Source organism: Bartonella sp. AS69XJJH, from assembly GCF_042195585.1.
Taxonomy (GTDB): domain Bacteria; phylum Pseudomonadota; class Alphaproteobacteria; order Rhizobiales; family Rhizobiaceae; genus Bartonella.
The window spans coordinates 21,402-42,693 of sequence record NZ_JBHIOO010000014.1; the positions used below are offsets into that span (position 1 = coordinate 21,402).

The following is a 21,292-nucleotide window of genomic DNA, read 5'->3' on the forward strand; positions in this document are numbered from 1 at the left end:
TATGAAGAAGTATTTTGCTGGTTAAAATAAAGATGAGTCTTAAGTGTCATAAAAGGCTATTCATACGTACCGTATGGCGAAGCATTTTGATTGTTTTGCTATTGCAAATGCTATGTACGTCTTTGATTTGGTTGTATTATTTTGTCCAGCCTCGTGGTTATCAAGCAACTTTAATATTTTCATTATCTGATTCTGTAGGAAAACCGTTACCAATTCAAAAGCAAGACAATATTATCGCTTTTTTGTTTTCACAGCCTATGTTCTTTAATGATTCGCATTTTTCTTTAAGTGCTTCTTATAAGAAAAAAGATCATGAAAATATCCGTTTATCGCGTCATGGTGATTTTATCGATCTTACTTTTGAAGCTGAGACACTTGAAGCAGCTCAACGTGGGTTGGAAACTTGGTTTTCCGCATTTTCACAAGCAATCATAAAACAGAAACAATTCTTATTAAATGATAAATTAGAAGACACACAATATGATAATACTGCAATCGTTAATATCGTGCAGGGATTTCGTACATCTGTTGATTCTTTTATTCAGCATGGTGTAAAACAAACAGAGCTTCATGATCTTTCTATGCAATTAACGCAAGCAACCTTAAAGCGCATTCATTTAACAAGTTTGAATTCAATGATTAATATGATGCGTGAAAAGGGACAGTCTTTACTGTCTTTATCATTTATTGCAGGTAATTCAGCAATTGTTGCTCTGGAATCTAAACGTGATCTTTTGGAAACGCAAAGAGCACATATGGCAGCGCAATTGGGGTGGGCACATCCTCAAATTAAAGCAATGAGTGCGGAATTAGAGACAGTTTCTCAACAATTAAAAAATAAAATTTTACAAATCGTTTATCAAGTTCATTCAGATGAAGTTATTGCAACGGAATTAGAAGAACAGCTCAAAAAAAGAATGAACTTTTTTGTAAAAGATCAATCCCAATCTTTGAATGAAATATTTAACGAGTTTGAAAATAAAATAAAAGCAGCAGTTTATGCACAAAATAAAGCGATGAGCAAATCTGCTCAACGAAGAGAAAAAACTATTGGTTCATATCGGAGCTTGAGTGATGATCCTCTTCTCTTGCAAAATACAAATATCCACGTGGTTACGCCAACAACGTTAGCACCAATTTCTTTTATGGCTCTTTATGGAAAAAATATTCTTGTGAGTACATTGGCCAGCTTCCTTACTCTTTTGCTAGGAATACTGTTATTTTATCCGTGCTTTAAAAGCAAAAAAGACCAACTCTCTGAAGAGGATTTGAGATCAAAAGAAAATGCTCTTAAGAAGAACGAGAGTATTTTAGTCTCTCAAGAAATGAAAAAATTTGAAGCTTTTATTACGATAGAGGGATTATCTGATGTTTTGAAATGGCGTGCTTCAACCATTATTTCAATGATTGGACCAGAGGCTGCACGGACAGCGGCAAAGCTTTCACTTCATCTCACAAAAGAGAACAAAACAATTTTGTTGGTCGATATTTCTGGTCAACAAATAGAGAAAGTCATTGGCCCACATCGCGGACTGAGTGATATTTTAACGGGCAATGCCAAGTTGCATGATGTTATTTACCGTGATTATGATACGGGGGTTGATATTCTTCCTCAGGGGTTAACAAGTGCTATTTCTGCACAGGATTTCTCAAATGACATTTCTCATATATTACAAGAATTTAAAAAAGAATATGATTTTATCATCCTAGAGATGGCAAGCGAACCAAAATATGGATTTGAACAATTTGCAGAGCTAACAGACTATTATATTTGTAATACTGTTCTTAATGAACAAGAATGGATGATGCGGATGGTAGACAGCTTTCCAAAAACTGTTTATCGCGTTGTTGCATCATAAAGTTTGTAAAACAGAAATATGTATCGCATGTTATAGTGGTACGCTTGTTTTTTGCTAAAGTTATAGTACATACTAGTATACACAAAGAGTTAATGTTTAAATTTTAAAATGCATTGTAGTTGGAGAGAAGCGTGGGGCAATCAGAGATGGCAGTAAAGAGATTAGACAATAGCATTTTAACGCCTATGCAAAAGAAAAATAGAAAACAAATACAGGTGTGGCTTTACTCTATTTTATTGCTTTGTTTAGCAATTGTCTTAGTGGGGGGCGCTACTCGTTTGACGGGATCAGGGTTATCTATAACGGAATGGAAGCCAATACACGGTATTATTCCACCAATTGGTGTGGATCAATGGCAAGAGGAATTTTTAAAATATCAACAGATAGCACAATATAAGCTGCTTAATCCTGATATGACCTTAAGTGCTTTTAAGATCATTTTTTGGTGGGAATGGGCGCATCGTGTTCTTGGGCGTCTTGTTGGTCTTGTCGCTTTATTGGGGCTCATTTGGTTTTGGGCGACTAAGCGTGTTGAAAAAAATATCTTACTCCCGCTTATTGTCGTACCCATTCTTATCGCCTTTCAAGGCTTTATTGGTTGGTGGATGGTTGCTTCAGGGATTGGGCAAAGCAATTTAACAAGTGTGAGCCAATATCGTTTGGCATTTCATCTTATAACGGCATGTTTTGTTATTATTTTTGTTACTTATTTATCTCGAGGACTTGCAGAATACTCAGAAAAGCCTGCAAATCAAAAGGTGCAATATTTTGCGGCTTGGCTTGTTATTCTCGTCTTGATGGAGATTTATTTTGGAGCTTTGGTTGCAGGGCTTCATGCTGGAAAAGTCTATAATACATGGCCTCTTATGGATGGGCAGATTATTCCGGATGGATTGTTGCTGCATCGTCCTGTTTGGCTCAATTTATTCGAAAATTCCTTAATGGTTCAATTTATTCATCGGTTTTTTGCTTATTTTTTATTTATTGTCTCAGTTGTTCATGCTTTCTATGTACAAAAAAATGTTCCACATTCAACCCATTCTCGTCGTGCATTTCTTATCTGTGTTATGATTATTATCCAAGCACTTTTGGGTATCTTAACACTGTTACATGAGGTTCCGATAAGTTTAGGGCTCATTCATCAAAGTATGGCACTAGCAGTGTTATGTTTTGCGGTTGCGCATTGGCGAGCAACAAAAGGAGCATATCGGGTTGTTGAATAAAAGTTTGTGTTTAGGAGGTTTAGTCGCTTGAAAGCATTAAATCGAGGTTCTGGATAGCCGCAGCTGATGCGCCTTTTCCTAAATTATCGAATATGGCGCTGAGATTAAAAATACCTTCACGATCATTTCCAAATACGAACAGTTTCATATCATCGTTATTGGCTAAACACTCTGGATTAAGTCTTTGAAGTGAAGCAGTTTCTTCTTGTGATGCAACTAAAATGGTATTTTGTCCATCGTAATGGTTTGCGAGAATTTCGCGCAAATCAGAACAGTTTGCTGATTTTGTGAATAAATGGCGATGCAGTGGAAGATTCACAATCATTCCCTGAGGAAAACGACCAACACTTGGTGTAAAAAGTGGGGTTTGTTTGATTTGTCCATAGATTTTGATTTCTGGCACATGTTTGTGTTCAAGATTAAGACCATAGATAAAATAATTGTCCTGAATATTTTGTTGAGATTGATTTTCCATTTGTAAAATCAACTGTTTTCCACCACCGGTATAGCCGGAGATTGCATTAATCGAGATGGGATAATAGGCGTCTAGCAGTCCTGCTTCACGGAGTGGGCGAATCAAACTAATGGCACCGGTGGGGTAGCATCCGGGATTGGTTACATAACGTGCTGCTTGGATGCGCTTTCTTTGTCCTGCTGTCATTTCAGGAAAACCGTAAACCCAGTCTGGTGCAACACGGTGGGCTGTCGAGCTATCAATAATCCTAATGTTCTTATTTTTTTTAAGCCAATGAACTGTTTTACGTGCAGCATCATCTGGAAGACACAAAATAGCAATATCGGCTTGATTAAGATAGTCTTGTCGTAGATGAACATTATGGCGATCTTTATGAGCAAGAGAGAGTAGTTTTAAATCTGTACGCCTCTCTAAGCGTTTTTGTATTTGTAGTCCGGTTGTGCCATGTTCACCATCAATAAAAACTTTGGTTAGCATTCTTATTTGCCTTCGTATTAACTTTACCTATTATATTCAGCTTTTCACATTATCAATTATTTTTAATCATTAAATTATTGAATTTCTTTAGATTATAGATACCTTTTGTAAAAGGTGTAAACAAATAAGCGTGTAAAAGAAGAAATGTAAATTCATTTTTCACCATTCTTGAGAGGGAAGTTTTTCGCTGTTTTTATAACAAAGAATAAGATAAATATTTGCGTCATTATTTTTTAGTGTAAGTAGTTTAAAATGTTTGGTTTGCATGGTTTGCTGTGTTATCGTTCAGTGACTTTATTTTTTTATGTTAGGAACATGTTTTATGACTCAGCAAGAAAATGACGCACAAAAGCGCTTTTTTAATGATAATTTACAAACTGTTGATGGTGCAATCTTTGATGCAATTAGAGGGGAGTTTGAGCGCCAACAACATGAAATTGAATTGATTGCTTCAGAGAATATTGTTTCAAGAGCGGTTCTTGAAGCGCAGGGGTCTGTTTTAACTAATAAATATGCAGAAGGTTATCCAAGAAACCGCTACTATGGTGGATGTCAATTTGTTGATGTCGTTGAAGATTTAGCCATTGAAAGGGCAAAACAGCTTTTCGGTGCTGCTTTTGCAAATGTACAGCCTAATTCTGGTAGCCAAATGAATCAAGCTGTCTTTTTAGCTTTACTTCAGCCTGGTGATACATTTATGGGATTAGATTTAAATGCTGGTGGTCACCTTACGCACGGGGCATCTGTTAATATGTCAGGAAAATGGTTTGATGTTGTTTCCTATGGTGTGCGTAAAGAAGATCAGATCATTGATATGGATGATGTTGAGCAGCTTGCAAAAGAGCGTAAGCCCAAACTTATTATAGCGGGTGGCTCATCTTATCCACGGCTATGGGATTGGAAACGATTCCGTGAAATTGCAGATGAGATTGGTGCTCATCTACTCGTTGACATGTCTCATATTGCTGGTCTTGTTGCCGGTGGCGTGCATCCTTCACCTGTTCCACATGCGCATATTGTAACTACAACCACACATAAGTCGCTTCGAGGTCCTCGTGGTGGTTTAATATTGACAAATGATGAGGCTTTATCCAAAAAAATTAATTCTGCAATTTTTCCTGGTCTTCAAGGTGGTCCTTTAATGCATGTGATTGCCGCGAAAGCTGTTGCGTTTGAGGAGGCTTTGCGTCCCTCTTTCAAGAGTTACAGTGCCAATGTTGTCGCTAATGCGAAAACTTTAGCAGAAACATTACAGGGTAATGGTTTTAATATTGTTTCTGGCGGTACAGATAATCATTTGTTGTTGGTTGATTTACGTTCCAAAAATCTAACGGGTAAACGTGCTGCATTGGCTTTGGGACGCGCTCATATTACCTGCAATAAAAATGGTGTTCCTTTTGATTCTGAAACGCCATCTATAACATCGGGAATTCGTTTGGGATCACCTGCTATCACAACGCGTGGTTTTTTAGAAAAAGAGTTTATTCAAGTTGGTCATCTGATTTCAGAAGTTCTTGATGGTCTTCGGAGCGCAAAAAGTGATGAAGATAATTATGCCGTTGAAATGGCTGTTAAGAAAAAGGTAAAAGATTTAACGAGTCAATTTCCTCTTTACTCTTATCTTAGCACTCGTTAAGGACATAAAAGATGCGCTGTCCTTACTGCCAATACGAGGATACACAGGTTAAAGACTCACGTCCAGCCGAAGAGGGGGCAGTGATTCGCCGCCGTCGTGTGTGTTCCGTTTGTGGTGGACGTTTTACGACTTTTGAACGTGTTCAGTTGCGTGAGCTCTTGGTTACTAAAAAAAGTGGACGATGTGAACCATTCGATCGTGATAAGTTAATGCGATCAGTTGATGTGGCTGTACGTAAGCGCAATATTGATCCTGATCATATTGAACGAGCAATTTCTGGTATTGTGCGCCAGCTTGAAAGTTTGGGAGAACCAGAGATTTCTTCAGAAAAAATTGGACATCTTGTGATGGAAGCATTGAAAAGAATTGATGATATTTCTTATATTCGTTTCGCTTCTGTGTATCGAGATTTTCGTAATGCAAGCGATTTTCACGATGTTATAGATGAATTATCAAAGGGTATTGCGGATACAGAATCTCGTTTTGATGAATAAAAAAGTGCAAGATGAACGGTTTATGGCTGCAGCTATTCGTTTAGCAGAGCGTCATGTCGGTCTTACAGGTGAGAATCCTTCCGTTGGTACGTTAATTGTGCAAAACGATAATGGTGCGGGGGCATTTATTGTTGGCTATGGCGTAACAGCTATTCATGGGAGTCCTCATGCGGAAGTGCAAGCTTTACACATGGCTGGTTCTTTGGCTCAAGGAGCGACTGCTTATGTTACTTTAGAGCCTTGTGCGCATTATGGAAAAACTTCGCCGTGTGTGAATGCACTTATTAATTCAGGGATTTCTCGAGTTGTTGTTGCGTTGACTGATTGTGACAAGCGTGTTGATGGTCATGGTATTGCTCTTTTGCGAGCGGCGGGTATTGAAGTGGTTGAGGGCATTTTAGCTGAAGAGGCTTTTGAATCCTTATGGACGCATTGGTGCATAAGGAAGATACAACGCTGTGCGGTCACTTTTAAAATGGCAATTTCTGCCGATAATGGTATTGGAAAAAGAGAGAAGGGTAGCGTAAAAATTAGTGGAACACTTTCTCATGCCCATACGCATATTCTACGTGCTCAAAATAATGCTATCCTCGTTGGTATTGGTACTATATTAGCAGATGATCCACAGCTCAATTGCCGCTTGCCAGGGATGGAGATGCGCTCACCAATTCGTATTATTTTGGATGCAGATTTATCTATCCCCCTTGATGCAAAAGTTGTCCAAACAGCCATGAAAATTCCTACATGGGTTATTTGTGATGTGGATCTTTCAAAGAAAGGCAAAAAAAATGCATTGGAGCAATATGGTGTGTCTGTTTATTCGGTAGAGATGAACAATGGTTGTGTAGAACCCTTTACTCTTTTACAGATGCTTTATAAACATGGGATTAATAGTGTTTTATTGGAAGGGGGCGTAAAGACAGGGGAAAAGTTTTTGAATGCTGGTTGTGTTGATCATTTGATATGTTTTTATACCCCTATGGTTTTAGGAAAAAATCGTATTGAAGCCCCTCATTTTGGAAATTATCTTTCGCAATTTCATAAGGTTGAATCAAGAATGTTTGGAAATGACCGTTTTTATAAATGGAGACGTAAGACATTATGTTCACAGGAATTATAACGGATATTGGTTGTATTGAAGATGTTCAACCTTTAACGCAGGGGATACGATTAAAGATTTCTACACGCTATGCTATAGAAAGCTTGGCAATTGGCGCATCAATTGCTTGTTCAGGAATTTGTCTGACAATTGTAGAGCGAGGACTAAAACAAGAAGATTCTAATTGGTTTGTTGTCGAGGCGTGGGAAGAAGCATTACGTTTAACTAATCTTGCACAATGGACAAAAGGAACTTTTGTTAATTTGGAACGTTCGCTTCGATTAGGTGATGAAATGGGAGGACATTTGGTTTCTGGTCATATTGATGGTTTGGCTGAAATCATTGATCAAAAAAATGAAGGGGATGCAATTCGTTTTTATTTAAAAGTTGCAAGACAATTTATGCCTTTCATTGTCAATAAGGGATCTATTGCACTTAATGGGACGTCTTTGACTGTTAATGGTGTTAAGGATTGTGTTTTTGATGTTCTTATTATTCGCCATACACTCGAAATGACAACGTGGAAACAAGCTAAAATTGGAGATCAGGTCAATTTGGAAATTGATCAACTTGCTCGTTATGCTGCAAAAATTTTTGCTTTAAAAAGAGAAGATGAATAAGTCAAAACTCTATTGATCGTTTTCAGAATTTTATGCTTTATAGCCTTGATTTTTTTTGATTCGTTTTTTGTGGAATTCCATTATGATGAAAGAGATACGTAAAAAACTTCACGTATTGATTGTTGAAGCACGCTTTTATGAGGGGATTTCTGATGCGCTTTTGAGAGGTGCAGTGAATACTTTGCAAAAAGCTGAAGCAAGTTATGATGTTGTAACGGTTCCTGGAGCATTAGAAATACCAAGTGCAATAGCTTTTGCTGAACAAAATAAAATATCTTATGATGGTTATGTTGCTCTTGGTTGTGTTATTCGGGGTGAAACATATCACTTTGAAATTGTTGCTAATGATTCTTGTCGTGCATTGATGGATTTAACTGTTCATCAGCACTTGGCTATTGGAAATGGTATTTTGACTGTTGAAAACGAAGAACAAGCATGGGCGCGTGCAAAACTAGATGACAAAAATAAAGGTGGTTTTGCGGCTGAAGCTGCTTTATGTATGATCGCTCTAAAAAAGAGATTTGGAGATAATCGTTAAATATGGCTGATATAAAAAGCAGACATTTTCCGCGTTCAGCCAATAAACGTGGAGCAGCAAGACTCGCTGCAGTTCAAGCCCTCTATCAAATGGATATCGTGGGTTCGGGGGTGATGGAAACAGCAGCTGAGTATGAAGCTTATCGTTTGGGAAAAGACATCGATGGAGACCAGTATCTTGAAGCTGATTTTCAATGGTTTTTGTCTATTATAACGGGTGTTGTAAAAGATCAAAAGCAGCTTGATCCTCTGCTTCATCAACAGCTCTCTGCAGAGTGGTCTCTTTCACGTCTTGATTCTATATTGCGAGCAATTTTACGAGCAGGTTTATGGGAGTTGATCAACCGCAAAGATGTTCCCGTTGCGGTTGTCATGAATGAATATGTTGACATAGCAAAAGCATTTTTTGAAGGTGATGAGCCAAAACTTGTTAATGCAGTTCTCGACAGTATGGCAAAAAAAGTCCGCCTCTAAGAGCTACAAACTCTCCCATTATTAGGTCTGATAATATCAAACCTAATAATATTGGAATAGTATGCGGACTATATGATTTAGTTATGGGGTGGCAAATTGGCAGGGCCTTTTATAATTTGAATTAAGAAAGGATGTTCTTTTGTTACAGTTGGCGTTGTTTGTGTAATAAAATCAAACACTTGACCGTCTTGCAATCCGTAATTTGCAACTTTCGCAACCTGATCATTTTTATTGAAGTAAATGGCTAAAACTTTGCGATCAATAATCTTTGTTTTCATAAACTGCATCCCACGATAGCGTGTCTGTGAGATGTAATAAAAAACTTCATTATCATATTTTGTTTTTAGGGAAGGGGTCCCTAAAGTTAAAAGAACTTGCTCTTGACTTGAGCCAACAGAGATAGAGCTTAGAGCATTTTTATCAAGAACATAGCCCTCTCTATAAATTTGGCTCGAACCTGAAGAATCAAGAAGACTACACCCCGCAAGCATTCCTATGCTTGCTATTGATAGACCAATCAATAATTTACGTTTGATTAAAGTTATTATGTGAGGCATTTGAAACAATGATATCTCCTTTTTATACTGAGATGTAGGACAAGAAGGCAACCTCAAGTTTTTTCTAATTTTAACTTAATCTACCGTAGCTTACACTGAGTTTCCTTGTTATAAAGCAAATTATGCCATATAGAATTTCTTTAGAAAAGAAAAAAATGCATAAATACTTGAGATAAATAAAAACACAGTGCTTTATGCGTTTTTATGTTTGGGAGTTGTCAATGAATGTTCAAAATGTTCCTCAAATGACATTTGCTTTGGCTTATCCAATATCCGTACGTTCTCTACCTGCTAAAGGTATAAGGGTTCATCTTTGTGCAAACAAAAAAGAATGTACACATTTAGCCCAGAACCATAATTTAATTGAAGTAAAATCTTGTGAGGGAAAATTCCATATTTTCCCGTGGAAAAAACGCGGAGTGCGTATAAAAGGTCTGTTGCAAGCGCGTATACTACAGTTATGTGTTGTTACATTAGAACCATTAGAAAATATCCTTTGTGAAAATATTGAGGTTGTTTTTGTTCCTGAAGATTCAAATTTGATGAAGCCCAAAATATCAGAGGATACGGGAGAATTGTTTTTAGATGTGGAGGGGCTTGATACTCCTGAAGTGTTTTATGATGATAAAATTGATATTGGTGCAATCATGGAAGAATTTTTTGAGTTGTCTATTAATCATTATCCACGTAAAGAGGGGATAAAGATGAATATGGTTGAAAATTTAGAAGAAGCAGAGCAAAAAATCTCTCCATTTTCTGTTTTGAAAAATTGGAAGTGATTGTAAAAAAATAAAAAAAATATCTATTGTATGCTAAACAGTATTTTCTGCGGAGTGATTTTCGCAAGATTTGCTTTGTGAGTGTTCAGGAGCCAAAAATCATAATATGTATTTAAAGATGTAAATGAAAAGATGTGGGATATGCAAGCGTGATTAGAATTTCTGTGGATGTCATGGGCGGTGATTACGGTCCAGAAGCAGCTATTGCAGGAGCAGCAATTGTACAAAAATATTTATCAAATATTTATTTTCTGTTTTATGGAGTAGAGGAGGTTGTTCGTCCGGTTTTAAAAAAATATCCCTGTTTGGATTCTGTATCGCGCTTTTGCCCTACAGAAAGTTATACACGCATGGATGAAAAGCCAAGCCAAGCACTTCGTAATGGACGTGGTAAATCATCAATGTGGTACGCCATTGAGGCGGTAAAAAATGGTGAAGCTGATGCTTGCATTTCTGCTGGTAATACGGGTGCACTCATGGCTATGTCTTATTTTTGTTTGAAAATGCTAGCCGAGGCAGAACGTCCTGGTATTGCGGGTATCTGGCCAACACTTCGCAGTGAGAGTATCGTTTTAGATATTGGAGCAACAATTGGTGCCTCTGCTAGCCAGTTGGTTGATTTGGCGGTTATGGGAGCGGGTATGTTTCGCGCTTTATATCACACTGAAAGACCTAGTGTTGGACTTTTAAATGTGGGAGTGGAAGAGGTTAAAGGACTTTATGAAATAAAAAAAGCAGGAATGATATTGCGTGAAGTGCAATTAGACGGATTGGAATATAAAGGATTTGTTGAGGGCAACGACATTGGAAAAGGAACAGTTGATGTTGTTGTAACAGAAGGATTTTCTGGTAATATTGCTTTAAAAACCGCAGAAGGAACTGCGCGACAGATAGGAGAGATTTTAAACTCCGCACTGCGCAGTTCTTTTTTAACATCTCTTGGTTATTTTTTATCGCGGGGTGCTTTTCGTATACTGAAACACAAAATGGATCCCGATAGGGTGAATGGAGGTGTACTTTTGGGGTTGAATGGTGTTGTGATCAAAAGCCATGGGAGTGCTAATGCTAATGGTTTTGCTTCTGCTATCCGCGTTGGTTATGAGATGGTTAATAATGGGCTTTTGAAAAAAATAACTGCTGATTTGCGACGGTTTCATGAGAATAAAGAAACACTTTTTGATCAAGAAGATGAAGCGGCGGTGAATGGAGAGTCCTTATGATAAGCTCTTATAATAGAAATGAAAAATTTGAAGAAAAGGTAAGAGCTGAATGATTCGGTCAATTATACGTGGTGTAGGGAGTGCTTTGCCGAAAAGAAGTTTATCAAATGATGAGATTGCAAAGTTTGTCGAAACGTCAGATTCATGGATTGTTCAGCGTACAGGAATACGCCAACGTTATATTGCCAGTGAAAATGAAACGACTGTTTCTTTAGGAGTTGAGGCTGCGCAAGCAGCGCTTACAAATGCTGGTTTAACAATAAAAGACATTGATTGTATTATTTTAGCAACGTCCACCCCGAATCGTACTTTTCCTGCTTCTGCTGTTGAAATTCAGCATGCTTTGGGAATGAGCCATGGATTTTCTTTTGATATTCAAGCTGTTTGCTCTGGTTTTATTTTTGCTTTAACAACGGGAGATTCTTATTTACGGTGTGGAGCGGCTAAAAGAATTTTAGTTATTGGATCCGATACATTTTCTCGAATTTTAGATTGGGAAGATCGTACGACATGTGTTTTGTTTGGTGATGGTGCGGGTGCCGCTATTTTGGAAGCTCAAGAAATTGAGGGGGATATTGCTTTTGAGCGTGGTATATTGTCTACGAAACTGCGCTCCAATGGTGCTTATATAGATAAGCTATATGTTGATGGTGGACCTTCAACAACACAAACGACAGGCTATTTGCGTATGGAAGGACGAGAAGTTTTTAAATATGCTGTTGGTATGATAACGGATGTGGTTGATGATTGTTTTGCAGCTGCAGGTATGGATTCTTCACAACTAGATTGGTTTGTACCTCATCAGGCTAATAAGCGCATTATTGAAGCATCTGCTAAAAAGCTGGGAATTTCACTAGATAAAGTTGTGATTACCGTTGATCAACATGGTAATACGTCTGCGGCATCAGTTCCGTTGGCTTTAACAGCAGCTGTTTGTGATGGAAAAATAAAAGAAGGAGATCTTATCATGTTAGAAGCCATGGGAGGTGGATTTACATGGGGGGCAATTCTTATTCGTTGGTAAATCATGGCTACTTGACCATATTTCAAGAAAACGTATAAGTCATTTTGTAATTTTTAATATTTTAATAGGTGGTTATAATGACAAGTAAGACAGTAACGCGTGCAGATTTAGCGAGCGTAGTTTGTAAAAGAGTGGGCTTGTCACATACTGAATCAGCAGCTTTAGTCGAATTGGTTTTGGATGAGATTTGCAACTCACTTATAAGAGGTGAAGCGGTTAAATTATCTTCTTTTGCAACTTTTCAGGTTCGCAGTAAAAATGAACGTGTTGGACGCAATCCAAAAACAGGTGTTGAAGCACCTATTCCGCCGCGACGTGTTGTGACGTTTAAGGCTGCCAATGTCCTTAAACAGAGAATTTTAGATTCGCATCGTGCAAGACAGAAAAAATGATATCTCATAAATCAATGCCATGATATGTTTGGTATTTGTTAAAAAATGTATAAAATGAAGTTCTTTGTTTTTTAGAAAAAGACTGTTGAGTAAGTCGTCAATGATGGTCTTATTTTTGACTAATCTTGTTGAGAAATTGGGACAGAATGAGTCATTGTAAAGTAATTTATTTTGTTTTAAATAAGGTGTTGCAAAATGGATAAAAGCTCTGATGCTTTTCGCACAATTAGCGAAGTAGCGGAGTTATTAGAGCTTCCGCAGCATGTCTTAAGATTCTGGGAAACACGTTTTAGGCAGATTAAACCAATGAAACGTGGGGGAGGAAGGCGCTATTATCGTCCAGTCGATGTTGATTTGCTCAAGGGTATTAAGCAGTTATTATATGATCAGGGTTATACGATAAAAGGTGTGCAACGCCTTTTGAAAGAAAATGGTGTTGCTTTTGTGACTGCATTGGGTAATGGTGATCTTGATGCTATGAATGTGGTCATAGAGAAGAAACATGCAGGACAAACTTCTGAAAATGCTAGCAATAAGCCTAAGAAATCTTCTTTTGGGCTTTTGAGTTTCATGAGGAATGAAGGAGAAACATCTGTCGGTTCTGTGAATCTTTACAAAGATAAAACTGATAAAGCATTGTTGCAAGAAATCCTGTTTGAGCTCATTGAATGTAAGCGTGTTCTTGATAGAGCACGATAACGATAATATTTTTTTATTTTATATGTGGTTCTTTTTTAGCAAAACATGTGTTTTGAAATTGTTTACAAATCAATATCTAGCATCTGGCGTGGCAATGTGTTGCGTAGATATTTAGATGTTTTATGAATGTGCTCAGAGTTTGATACGTCCAACGAGTAGTCATATATCGTATGTGTGTATTTAACGAGTTTTTTATTTGGTAAAATATGAAGAGGGGAAAGGGTACACGCTGAGTTTTGCTATTTTTCTTTGATTTAGCTTTATAAAAGTTAAGGCAATATCTCATCAGTGTAGATTGTGTGATGTAGAATGCTGTTGGTTTACCAATTCATGTGCTTGTTTTAAAGAGGCGTTTCTTAAGGCTTCTTAAGCTTATTTTACCATGATGCCTCGTGAATGATATAATGGTAAACCCGTTGAGCACCGCTATTTTTATACTTATGAAGGAGCAAGTTGTTATCATCATTATAGTTTATAGCCTGCCCTCAATCATTTTTATCCAGACACTCATTCCGCTTGTTTCGTGCAAGCGAATGATTTTGATAGATTCAACATAAACATATTTAAAATGAGAGAGCCTTATGATATTCGAAACCTTATTTAATATGAATAACGGTATATTATCATTATAAATCAATGTACTGTCTTTTTTATAAGGGCTTATCTTACGAATAAGTCATATCATTGTTTAGCTAATTTTACATATTTTTTATTAATAAATATAATCTTGTTTTCGGTCTCCTTGATTGATGTTGCTATCATTATCGTGATGATCTATCCTTGATAATAGCACTATCTTTTCATTATAAAGCTAAAAGATGAATGTTATCATTAATATTCAATTGTCTATGATTTTTACATTTAAACAGCTCATAGCGTACATTCAATTTTTTCACCAATCCACCTTGTAAAGAGTGATCACGTGATTCTTTCTGGTGATCGGTAATTGTGCATGAAAGAAAAACGTACGACAACATCAAATCGTTTTATTTTGTGCAAAAATTGAAGATTTATAGTAAAAAATTAATGTATTATCATCTTCTGTGATGTTATGCATTTATTACACGTTGCAAATCCGGAGGTGTTGCCTCATTTAAGAGTTGTTTAATCACATCTTCTACAGATAAAAGGGTTTGATTTGTACTTCCTAAGCGGCGCATATTTACGCTGTTTGTTTCAGCTTCACGTTTACCACATACCAAAATTACGGGGACTTTTTGTAAAGAATGTTCTCGTATTTTATAGTTAATTTTTTCATTACGGAGATCTATTGTTGCGGAAAGCCCTATAGCTTTAAGTTTTGCCATTATTTTTTGAGCATATTCATTTGCTTCGGATGTAATTGTTGCAACAACAACTTGTTCAGGAGCAAGCCAAAGTGGCATATGTCCAGCAAAATTTTCGATTAATATACCAAGAAAACGCTCCATTGATCCAAAAATAGCACGGTGGATCATAACAGGTTGACGTTTTTCTGAATCTTTATCAATATAGAATGCACCAAAACGTTCAGGGAGATTAAAGTCTATTTGTGTTGTTCCACATTGCCATTCACGACCGATAGCATCCTTTAATGTGTATTCAAATTTTGGACCATAAAATGCTCCTTCACCTGGAAGGATGCTTGTTTTGATTTGTCCTGCAAATTTTGTTTCAATTGTTTTAAGAACAGATTCCATGATACTTTCTGCATGATCCCACAATGCATCAGACCCAACTCGTTTTTCTGGACGTGTTGAAAGCTTAAGACTAATTTCTTTAAAACCAAAATCAGCATAAGTTGATAAAATAAGATCATTAATACTGAGACATTCATCGGCTAATTGTTCATCAGTACAAAAAATATGTGCATCATCTTGCGTAAAACCACGCACACGCATAAGACCATGTAAAGAGCCTGAAGGCTCATAACGATGAACAAGTCCAAATTCCGCAAGTCTAATAGGCAAATCACGATAAGATTTTAAACCATGTTTAAAAATTTGCACATGGCCAGGGCAATTCATTGGCTTAAGGGCATAAACATTCCCATGATCTGAATCTTCTGCTGCTGGAATTACTTTGAACATATTTTCTTTATACCAGCCCCAATGGCCAGATATTTCCCAGAGTGACCTATCGAGAACTTGTGGAGCATTAACTTCAGCATATTGATGATCATCAAGGCGTCTACGCATATAGTTGATCAAATTTTGGAACATTTTCCAACCTTTTTTGTGCCAAAAAATCATTCCTGGCCCTTCTTCTTGAAAATGAAATAAGTCCATTTCACGTCCCAAGCGGCGATGATCACGTTTTTCAGCTTCTTCTAGCATATGGAGGTAGGCTTTTAAGTCATTTTCATTTGCAAATGCTGTTCCATAAATTCTCGTGAGCATTGGATTATTGGCATCGCCACGCCAATAAGCTCCTGCGACCTTCATTAATTTGAAAGCATTCCCAATTTGCCCTGTAGATTGCATGTGTGGTCCGCGGCAAAGATCAAACCATTTTCCTTGATAATAAATTTTTAAATCTTGATTTTCAGGAATGCTATCAATAAGTTCAACTTTATAAAACTCCTTTTTTTCAGAAAAAATTTTTCTTGCTTTTTCACGAGACCAAATTTCTTTTCTAAAAGGTTTATTGCGTTGGATAATTTCACGCATTTTCTTTTCAATGACGGTGAGATCATCTAATGTAAAAGGTTGTTGGCGTGCAAAATCATAATAGAATCCATTCTCAATGACAGGACCTATTGTTACTTGCGTTTCAGGAAAGAGTTCTTGCACTGCTTCAGCAAGGACATGGGCGCAATCATGCCTTATGAGCTCAAGAGCGCGTGAATCTTCTCGGGTAATAATCTCTACTTGACCAGATTGTTCCAATGGATCCGATAAGTCTCGTATGATACCATCAAGACTATAGGCGACTGCTTTTTTTGCAAGTGATTTAGAAATGGATTCTGCTAATTCCAAGCCTGTTATTTCTGCGGGGTAATTACGTTTTGAACCATCGGGAAAAAAAAGAGAAATAGAGCAAGACATAAAAACACCCATTTAATCCAATTCCGCTAACGATTGCGGATGGTTTCGTGAAAATTAAGTAAAAAGCTTATAGACTGATTTTTTATCAATACATACGAAAAAAGGAAAGGATTATTTGTTGTGTTTGTCAGAAATTTTCCAGTAACGCCAAGGTTTATAAAAACAGCAAGAATTTCCAAGCGAAATAGGCACTGGATCAAAGCCATCTGTTCCAAAGGGACCACAACGTATGATACGAAAGAGTCCCATCCACGCACCCGCCCAAAGCCCATGGCGTGCAATCGCTTCATATGTATATTCTGAACAAGTCGGGGCATGGCGACATTGATTGCCTATAAGACTCGAAAGTGTTATCTGATAGAAACGTATTAAGAAAATACCCAATAATCGTCCTGGTGTTTTTTGCCACGTGCCTGTGTAGTTTCGAGTCAATTTTTTTTGTCGAGCTTGTGATTTGAACATTTATTTTTCTTCAATTTTTTGAATGCAGTCTATCGTTGCATCAAAGGGGAGTAGTGTTGCTGCATGGCGCATTTTATAGTCTTTAATGGGCTGTAAGCAAGAAAAATCCTCAAATGGAGCTTGAGGAGAAGGACCATTTTGTGTTAGCATTTGATATATAACTTCACGCAATATTTTAAGATCTTGTGTTGTTTGTCCGATAATATGAGATGCTAAAAGTGAAGCCGAAGCTTGCCCTAGTACACATGCATGTATTTCATGGGCAAAATCCGTAATAATACCATTTTCCACTTTTAAATCTACAGTGATTGTTGAACCACAAAGATGTGCATGTTTTCTTGATGTTGCATCAGGATTATTAAGACGCCCAATTTTGCCTATATGTGCAGCATATTTAAGTATTTTATCATTATAGATATTATCAATCATATGCTATTGCCTGAAATTTTGAGAGTTGTGATTGTTTAAACTTTTAATTCGCTTATATAGAGATTATACAAAATGAAATAGGTATGGAGCAAATGCTTTGTATAGAGTAAGCTTGGAGTTTTTGAATGCGTAACGTTGTTAAAGAAGACGCGAATTTATCTGAAGAAAAGCGTCCGAGTATTGAAGAGGTGGAAGAAGCGATTCGTACATTACTCTTATGGATAGGGGAAAATCCAAATAGAGAAGGGCTTTTAGATACTCCAAAACGTATGGCCAAGGCATATCGAGAGCTGTTTAATGGTTATAGTCAATCGGTTAAAGAAACCTTAGGCACAGTTTTTGAAGAGGTTTCAGGATACAATGAAGCCGTAATCGTAAAAAATATACCTTTTTATTCACACTGTGAGCATCATATGATTCCAATTATTGGGAAAGCACATATAGCATATCTTCCTAATGCAAAAATTGTTGGCCTTTCAAAAATTGTACGTATTGTAGATATTTTTTCTCGTCGTTTACAAACACAAGAAGCTATGACAGCGCAAGTGGCTCACGCGTTAAAAACGTATCTGAAGCCTCATGGTGTAGCAGTATTGATTGAGGCTGAGCACATGTGTATGGCTATGAGAGGAATCCAAAAACAGGGCTCTACAACAATTACAAAAAACTTTCATGGTTATTATGAAAAAGATCAAGCGGCACAAGCACATTTTATGATGATGATTCAAAGATCATAGTAAAGCCCATATTTCTCGTAATCTCTATTAAGTTATAAAGCATCCGGATAAAATAAATTATGAGAAAAAGAAAATTGGCTTGTACCTTTCTTTATGATTTGTTAAAGGCTAAAAACCAAGTTTTTTCTTTCTACGTGCGGTCGTGGCGGAATTGGTAGACGCGCAGCGTTGAGGTCGCTGTGGGGCAACCCGTGGAAGTTCGAGTCTTCTCGACCGCACCAGTTAGCGGTGAGTCTCTCCATAATGACATGAATTTATTTAGAGAGAGGGTATGTATACGCATTATAGAAAAATCTTTGTTATATGTTATTTGTTGGTGTGTTTCTAAGAATGTTTCATTTTTTATTACTTTATCTATGCATTTGAAATGTTATATTTTTATAAGGTGGGGTGACATTGCTGTGAGAAGTATAATGATTCTGAAATATTTAACACTTCTTATTTGTATTTCTTTATTGTCAGCATGTAGTGATTCACGTGCTGTACTTTGGCATGGTGTGCATGCAACTCCTTCTATGACTGCAGTAGAAAGGGAAGTTGAAGGGAATCCGGTTCCTCCAAAAGCTATTGTTCCAGTGTATGTTGCAACAAGTCGTATGATGCAAAATAATTACGCTCAACCTTATGGTGCAGAGCGATCAAATAAAGTTCATTATAATCGCATTGATGTAGGAATTCCTCAGCAACATGTAAAGGGAGTTGTTGAAATAAATGCGTATAAACCTACGCATGATAAGTATTTTGCAGCAGTAGCATTGCAAAAATACGATAATAAAGAACAGTTTAAACAGCAATTAAATGCTGCTTTAGCAAAAAAGCCAAAAGGAAAAAGAGAAATTTTTCTTTTTATCCATGGGTATAATAATAATTTTGCAGATGGTACATTTCGTACAGCACAGTTTACACACGATTATTCTTTAAATGTTGTCGCTGTGCATTATTCTTGGCCTTCCGCCGGATCTGTTCCTCTTTATATTTATGACCGTGACAGTGCTAATTTTGCTCGTGACGGATTGATAGAGCTTTTAACACTTATTAGTGAAACCAATGCTGATCAAATTTCGGTTATTGCACATTCTATGGGCAATTTTGTTATAATGGAAGCATTTAGAACTTTAGCCTTACAGAAAAAATATAAGCCTATTCGTCGTATTACAAGTTTATTAATGGCTGCACCAGATATTGATGTTGATGTATTTGAGCGCCAACTTAATGATATAAAAAAACTCCCGCAGCCAACAGCTATTTTAGTATCCAGAGCAGATAAAGCTCTCGCGGTTTCAGGGCGCCTTACGGGTGGACATCATCGTGTGGGCGATGGCTCAGATATTGAAATGTTGCGTAAAAATGGAATAGCTGTTCTTGATTTCTCTCATGTGGATGGGGGAGCACACAATGTCTTTGCATCTTCGCCAACGTTGATGGCTCTTTCTCGAGAAGGTTCTTTGGCTTCCACAATTATGCAAGGCACAGAATTGTCACCTAGTCAAGCCCTTCTTGCTGATAGTAGTAGTGTGTTGGAGAAAACAACACATCTTATCCTTTATACACCTGTACGTTTTCTCTCTCCGAGGATTCCTCGTTGATAGTGAAAAGAGAGAAGGGATTCCATCGAATAATGCATTGGAGGTAATATTTTTTAGCACTTTCTTTAGAATGGTTTTGTAAGATGAAAAATAAATAGCGGGATGAATATAAAAAACAGTCATTAGGTGGATTTTTGATGATTGCACAGGAACGCTATGTTAATACGCCTACAGTTGTTGATTATTTATCTCATTCCGCAATTAAGTTGTTAGACATTCATGCTATGCTTGTGAAGGTGAGAAAAGGTGATATGGGGGAAAAACCAAATTTATTGCGTCAAATTGATTCTACAAAAAAACAGTTAGATGAGATAAGCCATGCTCTTATTTTAGAATATCGTAAACGCCAAGAAAATGAGCGTTTTTTTAAACAAATTCTGCTATCCATTTCCGATCAACTTTTTGCGCTTAATAATGGTTTTAAGGAAACAGGACGTCTTTTTTTTCAAGAAGTTAGAATACTTCAATCTCAGATGCAATGCTTATATGAGGGAAAGGAGAGGCTGCATTTGTTGAATAGCCAAGAATCTTTTTGTTCTCCATCAAAGATTGATGAAGTCATTAAACAGTTACAAAAAGCACGAGAAAAACTTATTCTTGAAAGCCCACATCTTTTTGAAAAAAGCACAAAAGCTAAACAATAAAAGTTCTTTAGTTGAGCAGATAGATAATTTGAATTTTACAGCAAAAAATGCTGTTAGATAGAAGGCTATAATCTTTTTTAAGAAAAGAATTTGCTTTAAGAAATGAAACACATGTATTTTATAATCACACTCTTTATCGCATTAAAGCTTTAAAAGACTTTGGTTATATCTTTCCTAAAGTTAAGGCTGATGCATTAGGTGGCTTTATTGAAGAAAATATTTGTGGAAAGAACTTAAAAAAACTATCTGATTCTTTTAATAATGGCTCACCGGATAATTTTGCTAATATTATGGAGTTGTTAGTATATTCATTAGAAACTTAAATTCTAATATTGTTCTTGATAGGAATCAGCTGAATTTAAAGCATTAAAAAAGAAATTTGATAAAAATAACACGTTTTTTTAATTCACGCCCAGCTCCATCTTCTCCTGAATTTAAAAATGCTCGGAAAATGAATAAACTACAGGTGGAACAAAAAAAGCATATGGTGCCCCCAGAGAGCGAATCAGGCTTTATTAGCAAGAATCAGATTGTGTAAAGATGCGCAAGGACGTATTGATGTCTATAGCTTTTTATGATTCAATAAAAAAAGTAAGTATTAAAGAAAAAATCTCAAATCAGAAATTAAAGGTGGTCTAAAAGGTGGACCCAAAAAGGTGGACGAGCAATGCTTGAAAAGGTGGACGAGAGGGGACGTTAAGTGAGGGCGATTCATCGGTTATCAGCATCATTCGTAAAGACGTCTCCGCAGGGTAAATATTGTGACGGGGCAGGGCTATGGTTAAATGTTCGAAAAGACAATACACGCTCTTGGTTTTTTCGTTATACGCACCACAATAAGCG

General features: G+C 36.9%; 22 protein-coding genes and 1 tRNA gene. 18 read left to right on the forward strand and 5 right to left on the reverse strand.

Features of this window, described 5'->3' with window-relative positions:
* The first annotated feature begins 32 nt into the window (after positions 1-32).
* Positions 33-1,859, forward strand: coding sequence for a hypothetical protein (locus tag ACFIK6_RS06980; RefSeq protein ID WP_375677497.1), 1,827 nt, complete (start codon positions 33-35; stop codon positions 1,857-1,859).
* A 146-nt stretch (positions 1,860-2,005) separates the two neighbouring features.
* Positions 2,006-3,082 carry a COX15/CtaA family protein gene (locus tag ACFIK6_RS06985; RefSeq protein WP_375677498.1) on the forward strand — a complete coding sequence of 359 codons (1,077 nt, stop codon included), beginning with the start codon at positions 2,006-2,008 and terminating at the stop codon, positions 3,080-3,082.
* A 19-nt stretch (positions 3,083-3,101) separates the two neighbouring features.
* Here the strand turns inward: ACFIK6_RS06985 and argC are convergent, their stop codons facing one another.
* A complete protein-coding gene (gene argC, locus ACFIK6_RS06990) occupies positions 3,102-4,034 on the reverse strand; it encodes an N-acetyl-gamma-glutamyl-phosphate reductase (RefSeq protein WP_375642352.1) in 933 nt (310 codons plus the stop codon).
* Between the two features lie 322 nt (positions 4,035-4,356).
* Here argC and glyA point away from each other — a divergent pair, with 322 nt between their 5' ends.
* From glyA to nusB, 6 genes are all read left to right on the forward strand, one after another.
* Positions 4,357-5,670, forward strand: coding sequence for a serine hydroxymethyltransferase (glyA, locus tag ACFIK6_RS06995; protein WP_375642351.1), 1,314 nt, complete (start codon positions 4,357-4,359; stop codon positions 5,668-5,670).
* Between the two features lie 11 nt (positions 5,671-5,681).
* On the forward strand, positions 5,682-6,164 hold the full coding sequence (nrdR, locus tag ACFIK6_RS07000; protein ID WP_375642350.1) for a transcriptional regulator NrdR: 483 nt from the start codon (positions 5,682-5,684) through the stop codon (positions 6,162-6,164).
* Positions 6,157-7,284, forward strand: coding sequence for a bifunctional diaminohydroxyphosphoribosylaminopyrimidine deaminase/5-amino-6-(5-phosphoribosylamino)uracil reductase RibD (ribD, locus tag ACFIK6_RS07005; RefSeq protein WP_375642349.1), 1,128 nt, complete (start codon positions 6,157-6,159; stop codon positions 7,282-7,284). The genes nrdR and ribD overlap by 8 nt, the downstream gene beginning before the upstream one ends.
* The gene (locus ACFIK6_RS07010) at positions 7,266-7,883 is read left to right on the forward strand and encodes a riboflavin synthase (RefSeq protein WP_375642348.1); all 618 of its coding nucleotides are present in this window, start codon (positions 7,266-7,268) and stop codon (positions 7,881-7,883) included. The genes ribD and ACFIK6_RS07010 overlap by 19 nt, the downstream gene beginning before the upstream one ends.
* An 82-nt stretch (positions 7,884-7,965) precedes the next feature.
* On the forward strand, positions 7,966-8,421 hold the full coding sequence (locus ACFIK6_RS07015) for a 6,7-dimethyl-8-ribityllumazine synthase (RefSeq protein ID WP_375642347.1): 456 nt from the start codon (positions 7,966-7,968) through the stop codon (positions 8,419-8,421).
* 2 nt (positions 8,422-8,423) lie between these two features.
* Positions 8,424-8,894: a transcription antitermination factor NusB gene (gene nusB, locus ACFIK6_RS07020; protein WP_375642346.1), complete on the forward strand. Its 471-nt coding sequence runs from the start codon at positions 8,424-8,426 to the stop codon at positions 8,892-8,894.
* Positions 8,895-8,971: 77 nt separating this feature from the next.
* Here the strand turns inward: nusB and ACFIK6_RS07025 are convergent, their stop codons facing one another.
* Entirely contained in the window at positions 8,972-9,451 is a 480-nt protein-coding gene (locus ACFIK6_RS07025) for an outer membrane protein assembly factor BamE (protein ID WP_375642371.1), read from the reverse strand.
* A 221-nt stretch (positions 9,452-9,672) separates the two neighbouring features.
* Between ACFIK6_RS07025 and ACFIK6_RS07030 the strand changes: the two genes are divergently transcribed.
* The 5 genes from ACFIK6_RS07030 (at position 9,673) to ACFIK6_RS07050 (ending at position 13,565) form a co-directional block, all read left to right on the forward strand.
* The gene (locus tag ACFIK6_RS07030; protein ID WP_375677499.1) at positions 9,673-10,230 is read left to right on the forward strand and encodes a DUF177 domain-containing protein; all 558 of its coding nucleotides are present in this window, start codon (positions 9,673-9,675) and stop codon (positions 10,228-10,230) included.
* A gap of 149 nt (positions 10,231-10,379) precedes the next feature.
* The gene (gene plsX / locus ACFIK6_RS07035; RefSeq protein ID WP_375677500.1) at positions 10,380-11,450 is read left to right on the forward strand and encodes a phosphate acyltransferase PlsX; all 1,071 of its coding nucleotides are present in this window, start codon (positions 10,380-10,382) and stop codon (positions 11,448-11,450) included.
* A gap of 49 nt (positions 11,451-11,499) precedes the next feature.
* Positions 11,500-12,474, forward strand: a complete 975-nt coding sequence (locus tag ACFIK6_RS07040; protein WP_375642343.1) for a beta-ketoacyl-ACP synthase III — start codon at positions 11,500-11,502, stop codon at positions 12,472-12,474.
* 77 nt (positions 12,475-12,551) lie between these two features.
* Positions 12,552-12,866 (forward strand): integration host factor subunit alpha, encoded by a 315-nt coding sequence (locus ACFIK6_RS07045; RefSeq protein WP_375642342.1) that lies wholly within the window; start codon positions 12,552-12,554, stop codon positions 12,864-12,866.
* A 195-nt stretch (positions 12,867-13,061) separates the two neighbouring features.
* On the forward strand, positions 13,062-13,565 hold the full coding sequence (locus tag ACFIK6_RS07050; protein WP_375642341.1) for a MerR family transcriptional regulator: 504 nt from the start codon (positions 13,062-13,064) through the stop codon (positions 13,563-13,565).
* A 1,049-nt stretch (positions 13,566-14,614) separates the two neighbouring features.
* On the opposite strand, the gene thrS is transcribed toward ACFIK6_RS07050, so the two are convergent.
* From thrS to ACFIK6_RS07065, 3 genes are all read right to left on the reverse strand, one after another.
* The gene (thrS, locus tag ACFIK6_RS07055; protein WP_375642370.1) at positions 14,615-16,591 is read right to left on the reverse strand and encodes a threonine--tRNA ligase; all 1,977 of its coding nucleotides are present in this window, start codon (positions 16,589-16,591) and stop codon (positions 14,615-14,617) included.
* A 111-nt stretch (positions 16,592-16,702) separates the two neighbouring features.
* Positions 16,703-17,053 carry a membrane protein insertion efficiency factor YidD gene (gene yidD, locus ACFIK6_RS07060; protein WP_375642340.1) on the reverse strand — a complete coding sequence of 117 codons (351 nt, stop codon included), beginning with the start codon at positions 17,051-17,053 and terminating at the stop codon, positions 16,703-16,705.
* Positions 17,054-17,482: an iron-sulfur cluster assembly scaffold protein gene (locus tag ACFIK6_RS07065; RefSeq protein ID WP_375642339.1), complete on the reverse strand. Its 429-nt coding sequence runs from the start codon at positions 17,480-17,482 to the stop codon at positions 17,054-17,056.
* Positions 17,483-17,607: 125 nt separating this feature from the next.
* On the opposite strand from ACFIK6_RS07065, the gene folE reads away from it, so the two are divergent.
* The 5 genes from folE to ACFIK6_RS07090 form a co-directional block, all read left to right on the forward strand.
* Positions 17,608-18,219 carry a GTP cyclohydrolase I FolE gene (gene folE / locus ACFIK6_RS07070; protein ID WP_375642338.1) on the forward strand — a complete coding sequence of 204 codons (612 nt, stop codon included), beginning with the start codon at positions 17,608-17,610 and terminating at the stop codon, positions 18,217-18,219.
* A 136-nt stretch (positions 18,220-18,355) separates the two neighbouring features.
* Positions 18,356-18,440: transfer RNA gene (locus ACFIK6_RS07075), tRNA-Leu, on the forward strand.
* A 192-nt stretch (positions 18,441-18,632) separates the two neighbouring features.
* Positions 18,633-19,805 carry an alpha/beta hydrolase gene (locus tag ACFIK6_RS07080; protein ID WP_375642337.1) on the forward strand — a complete coding sequence of 391 codons (1,173 nt, stop codon included), beginning with the start codon at positions 18,633-18,635 and terminating at the stop codon, positions 19,803-19,805.
* 137 nt (positions 19,806-19,942) lie between these two features.
* Positions 19,943-20,449, forward strand: a complete 507-nt coding sequence (locus ACFIK6_RS07085; protein WP_375642369.1) for a hypothetical protein — start codon at positions 19,943-19,945, stop codon at positions 20,447-20,449.
* A 700-nt stretch (positions 20,450-21,149) separates the two neighbouring features.
* The coding region (locus ACFIK6_RS07090; protein ID WP_375642368.1) for an Arm DNA-binding domain-containing protein at positions 21,150-21,292 on the forward strand (143 nt) is incomplete at its 3' end.